The 17,462-nt window shown below is 64.6% G+C and carries 11 protein-coding genes and 4 pseudogenes; 10 read left to right on the top strand and 5 right to left on the bottom strand.

Features of this window, described 5'->3' with window-relative positions; genetic code table 11:
* The 5 genes and pseudogenes from OR16_RS19915 to OR16_RS19895 form a co-directional block, all read right to left on the bottom strand.
* A pseudogene (locus OR16_RS19915) lies at nt 1-320 on the bottom strand (NAD(P)(+) transhydrogenase (Re/Si-specific) subunit alpha); the annotation flags it as partial.
* A gap of 254 nt (nt 321-574) precedes the next feature.
* Nucleotides 575-1,372: a TauD/TfdA dioxygenase family protein gene (locus tag OR16_RS19910; RefSeq protein WP_006159747.1), complete on the bottom strand. Its 798-nt coding sequence runs from the start codon at nt 1,370-1,372 to the stop codon at nt 575-577.
* Between the two features lie 44 nt (nt 1,373-1,416).
* Nucleotides 1,417-2,388, bottom strand: coding sequence for a zinc-binding dehydrogenase (locus tag OR16_RS19905; RefSeq protein WP_043420385.1), 972 nt, complete (start codon nt 2,386-2,388; stop codon nt 1,417-1,419).
* A 37-nt stretch (nt 2,389-2,425) separates the two neighbouring features.
* Nucleotides 2,426-2,791 (bottom strand): hypothetical protein, encoded by a 366-nt coding sequence (locus tag OR16_RS19900; protein WP_006159745.1) that lies wholly within the window; start codon nt 2,789-2,791, stop codon nt 2,426-2,428.
* The gene (locus OR16_RS19895) at nt 2,781-3,242 is read right to left on the bottom strand and encodes a hypothetical protein (RefSeq protein WP_006159744.1); all 462 of its coding nucleotides are present in this window, start codon (nt 3,240-3,242) and stop codon (nt 2,781-2,783) included. The genes OR16_RS19900 and OR16_RS19895 overlap by 11 nt, the downstream gene beginning before the upstream one ends.
* Before the next feature lie 188 nt (nt 3,243-3,430).
* Between OR16_RS19895 and OR16_RS19890 the strand changes: the two genes are divergently transcribed.
* From OR16_RS19890 to OR16_RS19845, 10 genes and pseudogenes are all read left to right on the top strand, one after another.
* Entirely contained in the window at nt 3,431-3,721 is a 291-nt protein-coding gene (locus OR16_RS19890) for a UxaA family hydrolase (RefSeq protein WP_006159743.1), read from the top strand.
* 4 nt (nt 3,722-3,725) lie between these two features.
* Nucleotides 3,726-4,879, top strand: a pseudogene (locus tag OR16_RS47750) (UxaA family hydrolase).
* Between the two features lie 6 nt (nt 4,880-4,885).
* Entirely contained in the window at nt 4,886-5,590 is a 705-nt protein-coding gene (locus tag OR16_RS19880) for a GntR family transcriptional regulator (RefSeq protein WP_006159742.1), read from the top strand.
* Nucleotides 5,587-6,620: pseudogene (locus OR16_RS19875) on the top strand (Ldh family oxidoreductase). Before OR16_RS19880 ends, OR16_RS19875 begins: the two are co-directional and overlap by 4 nt.
* A 112-nt stretch (nt 6,621-6,732) precedes the next feature.
* A pseudogene (locus OR16_RS19870) lies at nt 6,733-10,187 on the top strand (indolepyruvate ferredoxin oxidoreductase family protein).
* A gap of 83 nt (nt 10,188-10,270) precedes the next feature.
* The gene (locus OR16_RS19865; protein ID WP_006159741.1) at nt 10,271-11,248 is read left to right on the top strand and encodes a tripartite tricarboxylate transporter substrate binding protein; all 978 of its coding nucleotides are present in this window, start codon (nt 10,271-10,273) and stop codon (nt 11,246-11,248) included.
* A gap of 231 nt (nt 11,249-11,479) precedes the next feature.
* Nucleotides 11,480-12,718: an MFS transporter gene (locus OR16_RS19860; RefSeq protein ID WP_050983032.1), complete on the top strand. Its 1,239-nt coding sequence runs from the start codon at nt 11,480-11,482 to the stop codon at nt 12,716-12,718.
* Nucleotides 12,719-13,164: 446 nt separating this feature from the next.
* Nucleotides 13,165-13,461 carry a hypothetical protein gene (locus OR16_RS19855; protein ID WP_006159738.1) on the top strand — a complete coding sequence of 99 codons (297 nt, stop codon included), beginning with the start codon at nt 13,165-13,167 and terminating at the stop codon, nt 13,459-13,461.
* Nucleotides 13,462-13,779: 318 nt separating this feature from the next.
* Nucleotides 13,780-16,644, top strand: a complete 2,865-nt coding sequence (locus tag OR16_RS19850) for a M16 family metallopeptidase (protein WP_006159737.1) — start codon at nt 13,780-13,782, stop codon at nt 16,642-16,644.
* A 159-nt stretch (nt 16,645-16,803) separates the two neighbouring features.
* A complete protein-coding gene (locus OR16_RS19845; protein ID WP_006159736.1) occupies nt 16,804-17,187 on the top strand; it encodes a hypothetical protein in 384 nt (127 codons plus the stop codon).
* Nucleotides 17,188-17,462: the final 275 nt, after the last annotated feature.

Raw genomic sequence — 17,462 nt, 5'->3', positions numbered from 1 at the left:
GCGGCGGACATGCGGGCCTTGTTTTCCGCATCGAAGGGGTTGAGCATGCCGACCAGCACCGCGCCTTCGTTCATCCGGGCCAGCTCGGCCGGGGTCGGGGCGCGGACCTTGAGCACCAGCTGTGCGCCCAAGGCGTCGGCGGCGCTGCCGATGCGGGCGCCGACCGCCTCGTAGGCAGCGTCGGGCTGGCTGGCGCGTAAGCCCGCACCGGCTTGCACGATCACCTGATGGCCCTGTGCGACATACTTCTTGACTGTCTCCGGGGTGGCGGCGACGCGTGCTTCGCCTGCCCGCACTTCTGTCGGGATACCCATCTGCATTGTGTATTCTCCTATGCGCTTGTCTTGTCGTCCGGCGGCCTCGTGACCGGACTGCCGGGCGCCTTCAGTTCAAGAAGCGCTTCCCCACGCGGGACCCTGGCGGATCATGGAGAGCCCGCGTGGCTTGCGCGAAGCCGTTACTAGCATCTGGGGACAGGGTCTCGATCGGGACTTGCGGGAAAGACACCGCCGACAACAAGGGCACCGGCCGCGAATGCACCGCCGGGCCCGCTGCTTGTCAACAGGTCAACAGGTCAACAGGGGACTTCGCCTTCGAGCGTCACCCGGTTCAGGATGCGCTCGGCCTCGCCGTAGTCGTGTACGGCGTAGTGCATGGTGCACCGGTTGTCCCACATCACGACATCGCCTTCCTGCCACATATGGCGGTAGACGTTATCGGGGCTGGTCGAGTGTGCGTAGAGAAAGTCGAGCAAAGGCCGGCTTTCGGCGGGTGTCATGCCCTCGATCGAGTGAGCCGTGTCGGGATGCCCCACATAGAGCGCCTTGCGGTGTGTCTCCGGATGGGTGCGAACCAGCGGGTGGACCGCCGAGGGCACCGCATCCGACCCCGTCATCCGGGCGAGCCGCAGTCCTGTGAAGCGCACGCGCAGGCCTTCGAGCATGCGTTGCATTGCGGGCGACAGGCGCTCGTAGGCCAGATATTGATTGCACCACATCGTGTCTCCGCCGCGCGGTACCACCACGGCGCAGAGAATGGAGATCTTTGGCGGCACCTCGGTATAGATGGAGTCGGAGTGCCAGGCCTCGGTAGATGCCGTCTCTTTGGGAATCTTGGTGACCTGGGCGAGTTCGGGGAAGTCCGACAGCCCCTTGAGCAGCGGATTGTTTTGCACCGGCTTCCCCCAGCGCCTGGCAAATGCGATCTGAGCCTCGGGCTGGAGCCTTTGGCCGCGGTAGACCAGTACGCCGTATTCAAGGAACGCCCGATGCAGTACATCGAAGGCCGCATTGCTAGTCGGTTCGTTCAGATTGACGCCTTCCACCGACGCGCCAACCGAGCCGGTGAGCGGTGTGATCTGGATACTACTCATGGATGTCTCCTGTTCGTTTCTCGAATCTGTAGGGGAATGCGGGATTACTCCACGACAAGAACGATCTTGCCGACGTGCTGGTCTTGCTGCATATAGGCGTGCGCTTCACCAATGGCAGTCATCGGGAAGGTACGGTCGATCGGCAGGCGGATCCGCCCAGCCGCCAGGAAGGGCAGCATGTCGCGCGCACAGGCCTGGATGCACGCCAGGCGTTCCTGCTCGGAGCGGGTACGGAATGTCACGCCAACCAACGTGAGCCGCTTGAGCCAAAGCAGGCTCAGGTCGATCTGCGCCGTGTTCGAACCCAATCGGGCAATATTGACCAGCCGTCCCTTGACCGCGAGGCTTTTCATGTTGTCTTCGAAGACCGGGCCGCCCACGGTGTCGATAATGAGATCCACCCCGCGATCGCCGGTGGCCGCCATGACGGCCTCGACCTGGGATTCGCTCGAGGCATTAATGCCCACGTCGACACCGAACTGGCTCAGGCGATCGAGCTTGGCGGCCGAGCGTGATGTGGCGATCACCGGCTTGGCGCCCAGCAGCGAAGCGATCTGGATCGCGGCCATGGCCACGCCGCCGGACGCGCCGTTAATCAGTACCGCATCGCCCGCGCGCAACTGGCCATTGGTCACCACTGCGTCATGGGCCGTGATGAAGACATTGGGGAACGCCGCGGCGTCGATCCAGGAAAGACCCTCGGGCACGGCCATCAGCGCCAGTGGATCGGCAATCACATACTCGGCCTGGCACGCACGGCCGTGGCCCATGACCCGATCCCCCTCGCGCCACCCGTGCACGCCTTCGCCGAGCGCTTCCACCTCGCCCGCAAACTCGACGCCCGTGGTGATCGTGTTGCCCGTGCGCAATTCGCGGGCCTGGTTGATCTCGCCCCGGTTCAGACCGGCGGCACGCACCCTGACCAGAACCTGGCCGGCGCCAACAGCGGGAACGGGGATGTCTTGTATTTCCACCTTGCCGCCCGTGGGGCTCGGTATTACGCGTACTGCTTTCACTGCTGTCTCCTTTTCCTATGGTGCTGCAGTAGATTGGTTATTCGCTGGCGAGCGCCTTGGCGCGAATCAGCGCTAGCAATTCAAGGGCGCGCTCGGCCGCGCGCTCGCCGCCCGTCCGGTTGCCTCGGACAAAGGGCGGACGGATATCTTCGATGTCTGCCAACGCCTGCATCAACTCGCTGTCCGCGATGCTGAGCCGGCGGAACTCGTTGATGGTCAGCAGGTAGGTGTGAAAGACATCGCTATCCGGCTGGTTAGCACGCAGGCGATGCAGCGCGGCGTTCAACCAGTGCGTGCCCGCCAGCATGGCGGCCTCGATCTTGATCTCGTAGTCGGCAGGGCCGCACTTCTGCAGCGAGCGCTCGATCCGGCGCGCGATGGCGATGTGAGCGTCAACGTGCATCGTTGCCTCCGTGCATCCGGCTGGCCAGTAGCTGCAGGCAGCGGGCAAGGGCAGCATCGCATTCCCCGGCAATGGCCGCCGTCGGCGCCACCCCCTCGCGCAGGCAGGGATCCCGATGGCGTTCGACGATCTCCATCGCATGCATCATCGCCGCCACATCTTCCGGGACCGGGTCATCGATCTTCGGCCTGCCCACGTGCAGCACATCGCCGAGCGGGCGGAACGCCGCACGCAGCGAGCCGTCCGGCTGTGGCACCAGGTAGGCGCCTGGCTGCGTCGGGAACACGTCGTCGTCCAGCGTGACGGCGGCATGATGGAGTGCTGCATTGACGGCGTGCGTGCCAGCCGTCATCCCGGTCCAGAACCACAGCTCGAAGTCCTGGAGAGGATCGAGGCGCCTGCGCAATGCTTCGAGCTTCGCAATCTTCTCCATGTGGGAAGCCACCTTCATGCCTTGTCTCCTGAATTGGCGTGCACGGCCGTGCCGCCCTTGTTGTGAAGATAGGCACAGCGCGTCTTGCTGTCAAGAACTTCTATATAGGACTTCATTGATCGAGTAGTGGATTTCCCCACCAAACCTTGACACTATGGCTTTTCGTTAACTACAGTACATCAAACACCTATATAGGAATCCAGCAAATGCCACGTGCCATCGTACTCAACCAGGCGGACAACGTCGCCACGCTGCTCGATGCCGGCAGTGCCGGCGAGCCCTGCACCTTGCAAGGAGAGGGCTCGGGCCAGATGACCCTGCTCCAGGATGTGCCGTTCGGCCATAAGGTCTGTATCGCGGATACCCCGCAGAGCGCCAATGTCCTGAAGTACGGCCAGGTCATCGGGCGGGCCAGCCAGAACCTGAAGGCTGGCGAACACCTGCACGTGCACAACATCGAGTCGACCCGCGCCCGCGGCGATCTGGAAAAGAGGTAAGCAAATGGCAATGACATTCCTTGGCTACCGCCGCGAGAACGACACGGTTGGCGTACGCAACTGGGTAGCGGTGATTTCCGTGATGGACAACTGCAACCCGGTCACGCGCACCATCGCGCAAACCGTCAGCGGCTGCATCCCCGTCACCACCTTGTTCGTGCGTGGGCAGTTCGGCGCCGACCTGGATTTCGCTTATGAGTCGCTGGCAGGACTGGGACGCAATCCCAATGTCGCCGCGGTGCTGCTGGTGGGGCTGGAGGATTCGTCGACGGAGGAGGTGGCGCGCCGCATCCGGACTACGGGAAAACCCGTGGAAACGGTGCATCTGCAACCGAATGGCACGATCGATTGCGTTGCCGCCGGCACCCGCAAGGCCTTGAAGCTATCGCTTGCGGCCTCGCGTGCCAGGCGCGAACCCTGCCCGGTTTCAGCCCTGGTGCTGGGCGTCGAGTGCGGTGGTTCGGATACCACCTCGGGCCTGAGCTGCAATCCGGCGATCGGCCGCCTGGCCGACCGGGTGATCGAAGCAGGCGGCACCATCATTATTTCCGAGACGTCCGAGTTCATCGGCGCGGAACACCTCTTCGCAGAACGCGCCGTCGACGATGCGGTGAGGGATGCCTTCGTCAAGGCGGTCCGCGGCATGGAGAACCTCGCGATGAGCGCGGCGTCGACATGCCCGAATCCCAGCCCTCGCCCGACAACAAGCGCGGCGGGCTGACCACGGTCGAGGAGAAGGCGCTGGGCGCGATGGCCAAGGCCGGATCGAGCCCACTGGTCGGCGTGCTGCGCTACGGCGAGGCCCCAGTAAAAAAAGGCCTGCATTTCATGGACGCTCCGGCGGCAGCAGTGGAAAATCTGAGTGCACTTGCCGCCGGCGGCTGCCAGCTCACCTTCTTTGGTACCGGAGTTGGCAATCCGATCGGCAGCATGGTCGCGCCGACGGTCAAGGTTTGCGGCAACGTCAATACGCTGGAAACCATGGCCGATAACATTGATTTCGACGCAAGCGGGATCCTCGAGAAAGGACAGAAGATCTCGGATGTGGGCGATCGGCTGTATGCCTACGCCATGGACGTGGCGTCAGGCACCCGTCTCAGCAGCGAGATACTCGACATCAGGGAAACCGCAATCAGTCGATTTGCACTTAGCCTCTGAGTCAACATGACAAAGCTGATCAGCGTCTCCGACGCCATTATCCGTTCCATTGAATCCGGCGCGCTGCGCGAAGGCGACAGGTTGCCTTCCGAGGGCGAGCTTGCCACGGCGCACGGCGTCAGCGTGGGCACCATTCAGAAGGCGCTGGCACGTCTTTCGAACTCCGGACTGATCACCCGCGAGCAGGGCCGCGGCACCTTCGTCTCGGGCGCCAGGGTCGCGCCTGCCGATGTGCGCTACCTGCGCTTTCGCGATGCCGAGGGAAACGAGCTGCCTTCCTACGTCCATGCGCGCTCGGTCAAGCGGCTCAAGCGCAAAGGGCCGTGGTCGGAGTTTCTCGATGGCGAAGTCTTCGTTCGCATTGAACGCATCATCAATGTGGGCGGGCGCTTCGACCTGTACAGCGAGTTCTGGCTGCGCGAGGAGGAGTTCGCGCAACTGGGCGGCGTTGAGCGCGATGAACTCGAGAAGAACCTGCGGGAACTGCTCGGGCAGCGCCTGGCGCTCCCAACGCTGCGCGTGGACCAGTGGATGCGATTCGACGAAATCCCGTCGGCAGCAGCGCGCGAGCTCGGTCTCGAAGCCGGGCAGCCGGGCTTTGTCATGGAGCTGCGTGGCTATACGTTGCGTGACCGCCCCCTGTATTACCAGACGGTCTATTCTGGCCCGTTTTCAGAGCGCCTCATGGTGGTGCGGGAGAAGGCCTCATGAGCACGCATTGGAACGTTCAGGCGCTTGAGCAATGGACGACCCGGGTACTCGAAGGCTGCGGCGTGCCGCCGGAGCAAGCCGCCGAAGCCGCCGCCATCCTGGTGCGCAGCGAGTTGCGGGGCTATAAGACACACGGCATGACTCGCCTGGCGTCCTATGTGGAGCGGCTGCGGGCGAACGAGTTCAATCCCCGGCCGGAGATGGCATATCGATCCTTCCCCGGCGGCGTCGTGCTGCAGGCCGATGGCGCCATGGGCAGATCGCCGGCCCTTACGCGGTGCGCCTGGGACTGCAAGCCCTGGAGACCAGCGCGTCCGTACTGATCGTGCTGCAATCGTGCGGCCATCTGGGGGCGCTCGGCATCCACGCCCTGCTGGCGGCGGAGGCTGGAGCCTTTTCCATGATCGGGCAACGCACGCCGCCGGCGCTCGCGATGGAGGGATTTCCGCGTGCGGCGATCGGGCACAACCCGATTGCATTCGGTTGCCCGCTGCCGGGGCAAGCCCCGATCGTATTCGATGTGGCGTGCAGCGTGGCCGCGCGTGGCCATATCCTGCTCGCGGCGCGTGAGGGAAAGCCGATCCCGGAGGGGTGGGCGCTGGATGCGGACGGCCGGCCCACCACCGATGCCAAGCGCGCGCTGGGCGGGTCGCTGCTGCCCATGGGCGGGCACAAGGGCATCGGCATTGCCATGATGGTGGAGTGCCTCGCCGGTGCCCTGGCGGCCACCGCCGCGCCTCACGCGCCGAAGCCCGGCAGTATCCCGCAGGGCCGCGCCGCCGCCATGCAGGACGGTTTCCTGTGGTTGGTAAAGCCAGAATCCTTCGCCGGGCAGGCGCCCTTTGGCGACTATATGCAGCAGTGGACCGAGGCCTACCTTTGCGCGGGCGGCGATGACGCGCGGCTGCCTGGCAATCGTGGCGACGCCCTGGAGCGCGAGGCACGCGAGCACGGCATCGTGCTGCCCGCCGCGATCGCGCAGGAGCTAAGCGCGCTTGGCGAACAGCTCGGCGTGCGGTTCCCGACATAAGCATCAGCACTAGCATCAGCATCAGCACCGAAGTGCCAGACATTCCGGGTCCTTGCGAGCCCGGCGGGCGATGGTCGCCCTCCCCACAACATCATTGGCGAGTACCAGTCCTATGAATGCTCCTCTCTCAGACGCCTCACGCAAAGCGATGGAAATCGTCACGCTCGACGATAAGTACGCACTGGACACGGGGCGCGCTTTCATGAGCGGCGTCCAGGCACTGGTGCGCCTGCCGCTGCTGCAGCGCAAACGCGATGCGCTGGCCGGCCACAATACCGCCGCATTCATTTCCGGTTACCGGGGTTCTCCGCTTGGCGGATACGACCAGGCGCTGTGGCAGGCCAAGAAGCACCTCGCTGACAATCATGTCGTCTTCAAGCCCGGCGTCAACGAGGAACTCGGCGTGACCGCGGTGTGGGGCTCGCAGCAACTCGAGTTCGATGCCCAGAGCAAGAAGTACGACGGCGTCTTTGGCATCTGGTACGGCAAGGGCCCAGGGGTGGACCGCAGCGGCGACGCGCTCAAGCACGCCAACCTGGCAGGCACGGCGCCGTTGGGTGGTGTGATCGCACTGGCCGGAGACGACCACGTGTCCAAGAGCAGCACGCTCGCGCACCAGAGCGACCACACGTTGATCGCTTGCGGGCTGCCGGTGTTCTTTCCTGCCAGCGTGCAGGACATTCTGGACCTGGGCGTGCATGCCTTCGCCATGAGCCGCTTCAGCGGCTTGTGGGCCGGCATGAAGACCGTGCAGGAGGTGGTGGAGGCGGGCGCATCGGTGGTGACCGATGCCGGCCGGGTGCACATCCTGCTGCCCGAGGACTTTGCCAGGCCGGAGGGCGGCCTGCATATCCGCTGGCCCGACGATCCGCTAGCGGCAGAAGCGCGGATGATGGAGATCAAGTGGCCGGCGGCGCTTGCCTATATCCGCGCCAACCGGCTCAACCGCAATGTGATTGAAGGGCGGAACGACCGTTTCGGCATCATCGCCAGCGGCAAGGCCTACAGCGATACCCGGCAGGCGCTGGCCGATCTTGGCCTGGACGATGCCGTGTGCCGCGCCATCGGCGTGCGGCTCCATAAGGTGAGCGTGGTGTGGCCGCTTGAGCCGGCGAGCGTGCGCGAGTTTGCGCACGGCCTGCGCGAAATCCTCGTGGTCGAGGAAAAGCGCCCGATCATCGAGCAGCAGTTGAAGGATGAGTTGTACCACTATCGCGCCGACGCGCGGCCTGACGTGATCGGCAAGTACGAGCCGGCCGACGGTGAAGGCGCCGGCGGTGAATGGAGCCACCGCAAGCCGGCGGAAAACTGGCTGCTGCGCGGCCGCGGCACCGACCGTCTGCCGTGGTTTTGCCCAGGTTGCCCGCACAACACCAGCACCCGTGTGCCGGACGGATCGATTGCCATGGCCGGGATCGGATGCCACGGCATGGTGGTCTGGATGGACCGCTCGACCACGTCGTGGACACAGATGGGCGGCGAGGGCGTGCCCTGGATGGGGCAGGCGCCGTTCAGCAAGCGCGCGCACATGTTCGCCAATCTGGGCGACGGCACGTACAACCACTCCGGATCACTGGCGGTGCGGCAATCAATCAATGCCGGCGTCAATATCACCTACAAGATCCTCTACAAATCACCTACAAGATCCTCTACAACAGCGCCGTCGCCATGACGGGCGGGCAACCGGTCGACGGGCAACTGGACGTGCCGGGCATGACGCGAGAACTGGCGTCGGAGGGAGCGAAGCGCATTGTCGTGGTGACCGACGAGCCACAGAAGTATGCCATCGTCAAGGACCTGGCGCCGGGTGTCACCATACGCCACCGCGATGAGCTCGATGCCGTGCAGCGCGAGTTGCGCGTGGTCGAGGGTGCCACCGTGATCATCTACGACCAGGCCTGCGCCACCAAGAAGCGGCGGGAACGCAAGCGCGGCACGATGGTCGACCCGGACAAGCGCGTCATCATCAATGAACTGGTTTGCGAAGGCTGCGGGGACTGTTCAGTCGAGAGCAACTGCGTAGCGGTACAGCCGCTCGAAACCGAGTTCGGCCGCAAGCGGGAGATCAACCAGAACACCTGCAACAAGGATTTTTCCTGCGTCAAGGGTTTCTGCCCGAGTTTCGTCACGGTGGAGGGCGGCAAGCTCAAGAAGCCGGAAGCAGCGCGCAAGACGAAGCTCTCCGATATGCCGGCGCTGCCCGAGCCAAAGCTGCCGGATGCCGCCAAGGCCCAGCGCATTGTCGTGGCGGGCGTCGGCGGGACGGGGATCGTCACCATCGGCCAGGTACTCGGCATGGCGGCGCACCTGGAAGGCAAGAGCGTGATCACGCAGGATGCCACCGGCATGGCGCAGATGGGTGGCGCCACCTGGAGCCACATCCAGATCGCCAACGAGGCCGACGTCCTGCACGCAACACGCGTCGATGTCGCCATGGCGGACCTGGTGATCGCCTCCGATACGGTGGTTGGCGCCAGCAAGGCAACGCTGGCGACCATGTCGCACGGCCGCACCTTCGTCGTGCTCAACAGCCACGTGACGCCGACTTCGGCCTTTGTCCGCGATCCGGACTGGCAGTCTCACAGCGACCAGGCCATTGCGGCGATTGCGCAAGGCGTCGAGGCCGGCCATTTCGGCATCTTCGATGCCGAGCAAGTGGCGACGCAATTGCTCGGCCAGTCGATCTACTCCAACCTGATGCTGCTCGGCTACGCCTGGCAAAAGGGCCGGGTGCCGCTGTCGCGTGAAGCGCTGATGCGCGCGATCGAACTCAACGCCGTGCAGGTCGACAACAACAAGGCGGCCTTTGAGTGGGGCCGGCACTGCGCGCACGATTTGGCCAAGGTGCCGGTGCGGTCTGCCGATGCCCAGGTGGTCCAGTTCGTCAGGAAGCCATCGCTGGCCGATTTCATCGGCAAGCGCGCCGAGTTCCTCGCCAGCTACCAGAACCGCGCCTATGCCGCGCAGTACGAGGACTTTGTCACCAGCGTGCAGGCGGTGGAGTCGGCCCTTGGCAGCAGCAAGGTCACCGAAGCGGTCGCGCGCTACCTGTTCAAGCTGATGGCCTACAAGGATGAGTACGAGGTGGCGCGGCTGCATACCGACCCGGCCTTCATGGAGAAGGTTGCCGCGATGTTCGAGGGCGACTTCAAGCTGGTCCACCATCTGGCGCCACCGATGATGGCCAGGAGGAACGAGAAGGGCGAACTCGTCAAGCGGCCATTCGGTCCGTGGATGCGCACCGCGTTGCGCGTGATGGCCAAGCTGAAAGGCCTGCGCGGTACCCCGTTCGACGCGTTCGGCTACACCGGGGAACGCAAGGTGGAACGAGCGCTGATTGGCGAGTACCGAAAGAGCATCGAAGCGCTTCTGCAGACGCTGTCGCAACAGAATCTCGATCTGGCACTGGAAATCGCGCGCCTGCCGGAAGACATCCGCGGCTATGGCCATGTCAAGGCGCGCAATCTGGTGCCGGTGCGGGCCAGGTGGGAACGATTGATGGCGCAGTGGGCCGATGCACAGGGCGTCCCGGGCGAAGCCAGGCCGAAGCGCAAGGCCAATGCCTGAGTTAAAGGCAGCGTGCCAATAGGCATATTTGGCAGATTTATGTGTAGGGCATCATCAAAACACGATAAAGACTGGAGACCGTGATGAACTTCGTACTGCGCCGCGCCGGCCTGTTTCTGTCCGCCATTGCACTCGCTGCTACCGTCCCCTGCGCCTGGGCGCAGGGTGGGTACCCAAACAAGCCGATCCGCATCATCGTGCCGTGGCCGGCTGGCGGCGGCGTCGACTCGGTCACCCGTACGGTTGCGGAGAAGCTCTCCATCAGCCTTGGCCAGCAGGTCCTGGTGGACAACCGTCCCGGCGCCACCGGCAATATCGGCGCGAGCATGGGCGCGAAGGCGGCGCCGGACGGCTATACGCTGCTGGTGGCAAGCGCGCCGATGACGATCAACCCAAGCCTCTACAGCAACCTGCCCTTCGACACGAGCAAGGATTTTGTACCGATTAGCCTGCTGGCCAGTTCACCCTATGTGCTGGTGGTGAATCCAGCGGTGGCGAAATCAGTGACGGAACTGGTGGCCAGCGCCAGATCGGAACCGGGGCGGATGAGCTATGCATCTCCTGGGCCGGGGACCCAACAGCACCTGATCGGAGAGTCATTCAAGGGAGCAGCCCACATCAACGTCATCCACGCGCCTTACAAAGGGGGGCCGCAGGCGCTGACCGACATGGTCGGCGGCCATATCCAGATGATGTTTCACGGCCTTCCCGCAGTGCTGCCGTTCGTGAAATCCGGCCAGATCAGAGCCATCGCAGTCGCCGGCAAGCAGCGACTGGGCTTGCTGCCTGATGTGCCGACCATGGCGGAGGCGGGGTTTCCCGGTATCGAGGCGAGCGAATGGTATGGCCTGGTGGCGCCTGCCGGGACACCGAAGGAGATCGTGGTTCGCCTCAGCACGGAAATCGGGAAGGCCCTGAACATGCCAGTTGTCCGCGATCAGTTGATCGGCAGAGGCTATGAACCGGCCAGCAACACCCCCGAGCAGTTCAGCACGTTTATCGCTGCCGAGCAAAAGAAATGGGCCAGCGTGGTCAAGCAATCGGGAGTGCGCCTGGATTAGCGGATACCTTTCCCAGCCGCCCGATCCGGATGATCGTACCCTGGCCGGCCGGCGCCAGTGTCGGTGTCGCCACGCGGATTGCTGCGGAGAAACCGACCCTCAGGCAGGCGAGCTGGTCAAGCATGGTCAGGGAACTGAATCTTCGACTCTGAGATACCCATCCGCTCAGCAACGACTACCGACAGCGAGCCATGTACTCGCTGATCCACCGCCGCAAGGCAGGAGACACCAATGCCCTCTGAGCCAACCGCGATGGGAGCCACATCCCCATGCGCCACGCCGAACGCGACAGCACGCAAGCCGCTATCCAAGGTTTCGGCCGTTTCGGCCATTACCATTGGTGGCGCCCTGGAGTTGTATGACTCGGGTGTCTACAACTTCTTCGCGCTGCTGATCGTTCCCCTGTATTTTCCCGTCGGCAATCCGCTCGGCCAGTTGCTGTTGTCCTTCGGCACGTTCGGGGCCGGCTACCTGATGCGGCCCCTGGGCGGACTGGTGATCGGTGCGTATGCCGACCGCGTCGGCCGCAAGCCAGCCGTGGTGCTCTCGATGTGGCTGATGGCCTTCAGCGCGCTGATTCTGGTGCTGACGCCGCCCTATGCCCAACTCGGCGTCCTTGCCCCCGTGCTGATGATTCTCGCCCGCCTGATCCAGGGCTTTGCCATTGGCGGCGAGATGGGCTCCGCCAGCGCGATGCTGCTCGAGTATGCGGATGAGCGCTCGCGCGGCTTCTACACCAGCTGGCAGTGGGGGTGGCGCGTCGCCTTCCTGATTGGCATTCTGGTGATTCCGATTGGCCAGGTCATCCGGCGCCGTCTGGAGGAGACGCTGGTGCCGGAGCCGAAGAAGGTGTCGAAGAAGGGGGTTGGCGGCCGTTTGTTGAGGGCACATTGGCGCGAGTTGCTGGCGAGCGTGCTGCTGATGATCGGCCTCGCGGCCTCGGTCCACGTCATTGCCTTCTACCTGGCCAACTACGCGACCTTCCAGCTGCACATCTCGCGCGGCGATGCCATCTGGGCAGGCTTCGTCGCCTCGCTGGTGCTGGCGGTGTTCGCACCGCTGTCCGGCTGGCTCTGCGATCGCGTCGGGCGCCGGAAGGTCGTGTGGTGGTCCCGGGTGGCGCTGCTCGTCATGATCTATCCCGCCTTCTCGCTCCTTAACCGCTTTCCATCCCTGACGTGCCTGCTGATCGTGGTGGGGCTACTCGCCGTACCGATGGCGATGACGTCTCCTGCCACGATGGTGCTGGTCAGCGAGGTGCTGCCGCAGCGGCTGCGCGCAACCGGCATGTCGGTGACCTATTACGTGGCGATCGCGCTGTTCGGCGGCTTCGCGCAGTTGTTCTCGACCATGCTGATGCAGGTCACGGGCAACCCCAACGCGCCCGCTCTCTATGTCATGGGCTGCGGGGTTGTCTCGCTGATCGGGCTTGCCATGGTGCCCGAGACGTTGGGGCGGCGTTTGTCGTGAGCAGGGGGACTTTTTCCAAGCGGCTGGCGCAGGTTGCGGTTGGATGGTGTAGCCGGTGTGACTTTTTGTTGCGGCTGGGTTAGGCTGCATTGCCCCACGCTATACTTGGCTCGTCGCTGCAACCACAGCGGCCGGGTTTAGCAGCCCGGATGACAGAGGCGGACAGCCGCCACCAGGCGGCGTTTTTGCGTCCGTCGTGCCTCTGCACGTCCTTACGGGCGGGCCTAGGCGGGGGAGCCTTCGGGCTCGCCGGATCTCTGTCCCGGTCTGCTAACCTCGCCTTGCGCCCGCCCACCCCGATTAGCAGCGGAAAGCGGAGTCAAAGTACTCTGACAGAGGAGGCACTCCCATGCCCCAGTCTTCGCTCGCCCATTCCTGGCAAATCGCATCCACCAAGCTCCCCATCATCTGCCAGCGCCTGCGCGCATCCCAACGCAGGGGGCTCGATGTATAACTACCCGCGCTACAACATCACCGCCCAGCGCGCAGGCCGCGATACCTTCCTGACCGCGCACGCCCCATCCGAAAGCCCGCTAAGCCTTGCCGCCGAGAAGACCGCGCAGCTCAACGCGTTGTTGTCGGTTGCCGTCGAGAACGCGGCGGGCGGCACCTTCTGCAACCTCGGTGAAGAGACCCAGGCCCATCTGCTTTCGCTGGTGGCCGTGCTTGCGCACGAGACGCTGGTGTTGAGCGAACTGGCCGCCGCGATGGATGAGCCGGAGGGCGGGAGTAGCGATGGATGATGCCGGTGCGCTGCCGGTCTGTTGACCTGGGTCGGTCGTAGCAGCGGAAGCGGCAATCAGCGGGTATCGCTTCTTGATGTCCTGAACCTGAAGGCAACGAATTTTGGTTCAGGACACCCGGTGCGCTGCCACGGCTTGAAGGGTGCAGAAAATTCCCAAATTCACTGCGCACCGGTTGAAAAACGCAGCAACACGCCGCTGCGGTCCTGGCAACAGCTAGAATCAGCCACCGGGGCGGCCTTGCCGTTGCCTTGCCGCGCCCCGCAGAATCGCACAGATCTCCGCGACAAGGGAGCCAATCCAGACTTTGAATTCCGCATGCCTCTCACGTCCAAGTGCCTTTCCTGCCTGCTGGCCCTGACTTTCAGCGTCGCCGTACCTGCCGCCCCGGCGGTGCCGGAACTCGCGGCCGGGGCCAGGCTGTCTTCCGCCGCGCCGGTCGAAGTGGCCAGTGTCGAGGGCATTACCGAGTACCGGCTGCCCAACGGCCTGCGCGTGCTGCTTGCGCCCGATGCGGCGCAGCCCGTCACCACTGTCAACATGACCTACCTGGTCGGCAGCCGCCATGAGAACTATGGCGAGACCGGCATGGCGCACTTGCTTGAGCACCTGCTGTTCAAGGGCACGCCGGGGTTGCCCGGCAACACCATCGCGCAGGAGCTCACCCGCCGCGGCATGCAGTTCAATGGCACCACCGCGTTCGACCGCACCAACTACTACGAGAGCTTCACCGCCAGCGAGGAAAACCTCGACTGGGCGCTGAAGATGGAAGCGGACCGCATGGTCAACAGCTTTATCGCCCGCGAGGCGCTCGATAGCGAGATGACGGTGGTGCGCAACGAGATGGAGCGCGCCGAGAATAATCCAGGCGGCATGCTGATGCAGCAGATGCGCTCGGCCGCCTACCGCTGGCACAACTATGGCAAGGCGCCGATCGGTGCGCGCAGCGACGTGGAGCACGTCGCCATCGGCAACCTGCAGGACTTCTACCGCCGCTATTACCAGCCCGACAACGCGGTGCTGGTGGTGGCGGGCAAGTTCGACGTGGCCGCCACGCTCTCGCGCATCGGCAAGTCCTTCGGCGCGATTCCCCGGCCCACGCGCGTGCTGCCAGTCCAGTACACCGTGGAGCCGCCGCAGGAGGGCGCGCGCGAGGTAACGCTGCGCCGCCTCGGCGACGCGCAACTGGTCGCGGTGCAGTACCACATCGCGCCAGGCGCGCATCCCGATACGGTCGCCTTGCAGCTGCTCGCCGATATCCTCACCGATGGCTCGGGCGGCCGCCTGTACAAGGCGCTGGTCGAGAGCGGCAAGGCCAGCTGGCAATCCGGCTCGGTATCGGGCATGAAGGATCCCGGCTCGGTGCTATTCGCCGCCGGACTGAGCAAGACGCAGGACCTCGATGCCGCGCGCCAGGCGCTGGTGGCGCAGGTGGAGGGCTTCACGGTGCGGCCGGTAACGCAGGTGGAACTGGACCGCGCCCGCACGCGCCTGCTCAACAGCTACGAGCGCCTGCTGGAGAATCCTTCCGGCTACGCCATCGCCTTATCCGAGGCCATCGCCAAGGGTGACTGGCGCCTGCTTCTGGTGGCACGCCAGCAGGCAGAACGCGTCACGCTGGCTGACCTGCAACGGGTCGCGCAGAACTACCTGCGCGCCAGCAACCGCACGCTCGGCCGCTTCATCCCGATCGACATGCCCGGCGATGCGCCGGCCGAGACGCTGGCCCGGGCGGTCATGCCCGCGGCGCCGGACATCGCTGCGCTGGTGGCGGCCTACCAGGGCAAGCCGGCCAAGGCCGCGGTGGCGGCCTTCGACCCCAGCCCGGACAACATCGAGGCGCACACGCTGCGCGGCAAGCTGGCCAACGGCATGCAGTTCGCGCTGCTGCCCAAACCCAGCCGCGGCCAGACCGTCAACGGCACGCTGATCCTGCGCATGGGCGACGTCACCAGCCTGCAAGGCCAGGATGCCGTTGGCAGCCTTACCGCGGCCATGCTGATGCGCGGCACCGCCCGCCTGGAGCGGCAGCAGATCGCCGACCGCCTGTCCGCGCTCAGGGCCGTGGTGTCGGTCCAGGGCGATGCCGAGACGGTCACCGTGCGTTTTGAAGCGCGGCGCGAAACGCTTGCCGACACACTGGCGCTGCTGCGCGACATCCTGCGCGAGCCCAGCCTCGCCGCCGCCGAGTTCGAGACCCTGCGCGCCAACGCCATCGCCGGCATCGAGAGTGGCCTGGGGCAGCCCGAGGCGATCGCGTCGAACGTGCTTGGCCGTCACGGCAATCCCTACCCAATGGGGGATCCGCGCTATGTCGGTACCCCGCAGGAGGACATCGCGGCGCTGCGGCAAGTGCAACTTTCCGACCTGCGCGCCTTCCACACGCGCTTCTATGGCGCGAGCCACGGCCAGGCAGCGCTGGTTGGCGACTTCGACCGCCAGGCGGCCGAGGCGCAACTGGCCGCGCTGTTCGGCGACTGGCAGGCGCAAGCGCCCTATGCCCGCATCGAGCGCCCCTTCGTGCGGCTGGCACCGGCCCACCTGACCCGCGAGACGCCGGACAAGGCCAATGCCATCTACCTGGCCGCGCTGCCGGTCGCGCTGACCAGCGATGCACCGGAATATCCGGCCTTGGTGATCGCCAACCGCGTGTTCGGCGGGAGCGCGCTCAAGAGCCGGCTGGCGGATCGCCTGCGCCAACGCGACGGCATCAGTTACAGTGTCGGCAGTTTCATCCAGGTAGGCGCGCTCGACACCAACGGGCGCTTCGGCATGCAAGCGCTCTATGCGCCGCAGAACCTGGACAAGCTCAAGCGTGGCGTGGAAGAAGAGCTATCGCGGCTGGCTGCCGCCGGCATCACGCCGCAGGAGCTTGGACAGGCCAGGAGTGGCTTGCTGCAGCAAGGCACGCTGGCCCGCACCAGCGATTCCACGCTGGCCGGCACGCTGGCCAGCCAGCTATTTCTGGGGCGCACCATGCGCTTTGTCACGGAGTACGAGCAAGCTATCGCCACGGCGACCGTCGAACAGGTCAACGCGGCCATCCGCAAGCACCTGGACCCGGCGCGGGTGGTGCATGTCTATGCAGGGGACTTTTCTGTCACGGCAGCGCAAAATGCCGGGGCGACGATAAAGGCGGGCGGTAAGGGCGGTAAGGCAAACGAAGCCGTGGCCGTCCCCTAAAGGGCAATACTGGAGGAAAATAGTAGCAACGCAGGGCGGCGGAAGACGCCGCTGGCGCAGTAGTCCAAACAGTAGTCCGAACGGACTGGGGGCAACCCCTTGCCGCAATGACGCGTTGACTGTATATTCGTACAGTATAAGACGATATAAGAGGTGTGGATGTCAATAGTGCGAGCTAGCAGCAAAGCAGAAGCGCTTCGGCTTCTCGCATCGAAAGATGTGCTGGCGCTTGAGCTGGACTATGAAACCGGATGGCAGGATGCCGTCGAACTCGGCCGGCTCGGAGAGAAACGCGGCATCAAAGTGCAGTACCGCGGACAGGAGAGCATTGCTGTCCATTCGCGCGAAGCCCTGATCGAAGGGCTGGCTAAAACCAAGACCACCTTCAGGCAGCGCAACCTGTATTGCCAGTTCGATCTCGGCACGCTGGCCGATCATGAACTGCTCGATCTCGAAGCCAAGGCGACCCGGCTGGGCGACTACATCCTGGCAGGCCATCTGCTAAGGGATGTGGACGGAGTCTGGCCGCAAGAAGCGCAGTAACACAGACAAAACGTAGCAATACACCGCAAGACACAGCAAGACACAGCAACAGGCGTTATTCACGTCAAACGCAGCGGTCCTGGCCAATCGCCACGCCGCTGCCGCGACCCACGGCGCCAGTCCTGCCGCGCAATGCGGCCAGACGCGTTTTTCGGCCTGCGCGCCGTCGCCACGAGCGCCGCGCCTTCTCGCCAGCCTCCCCCTCCCGTACCTCCCTCACCTTCCGTACTTCCGCATGCCAGGCAGTGCAAGGCAGGTCACTCCGTGCCGCCATC

Source organism: Cupriavidus basilensis OR16 (assembly GCF_000243095.1).
Classification (GTDB): Bacteria; Pseudomonadota; Gammaproteobacteria; order Burkholderiales; family Burkholderiaceae; genus Cupriavidus; species Cupriavidus basilensis_D.
The sequence above is the reverse complement of the archived record's forward strand: the minus strand, read 5'-3'. Positions and strand labels throughout refer to the sequence as shown.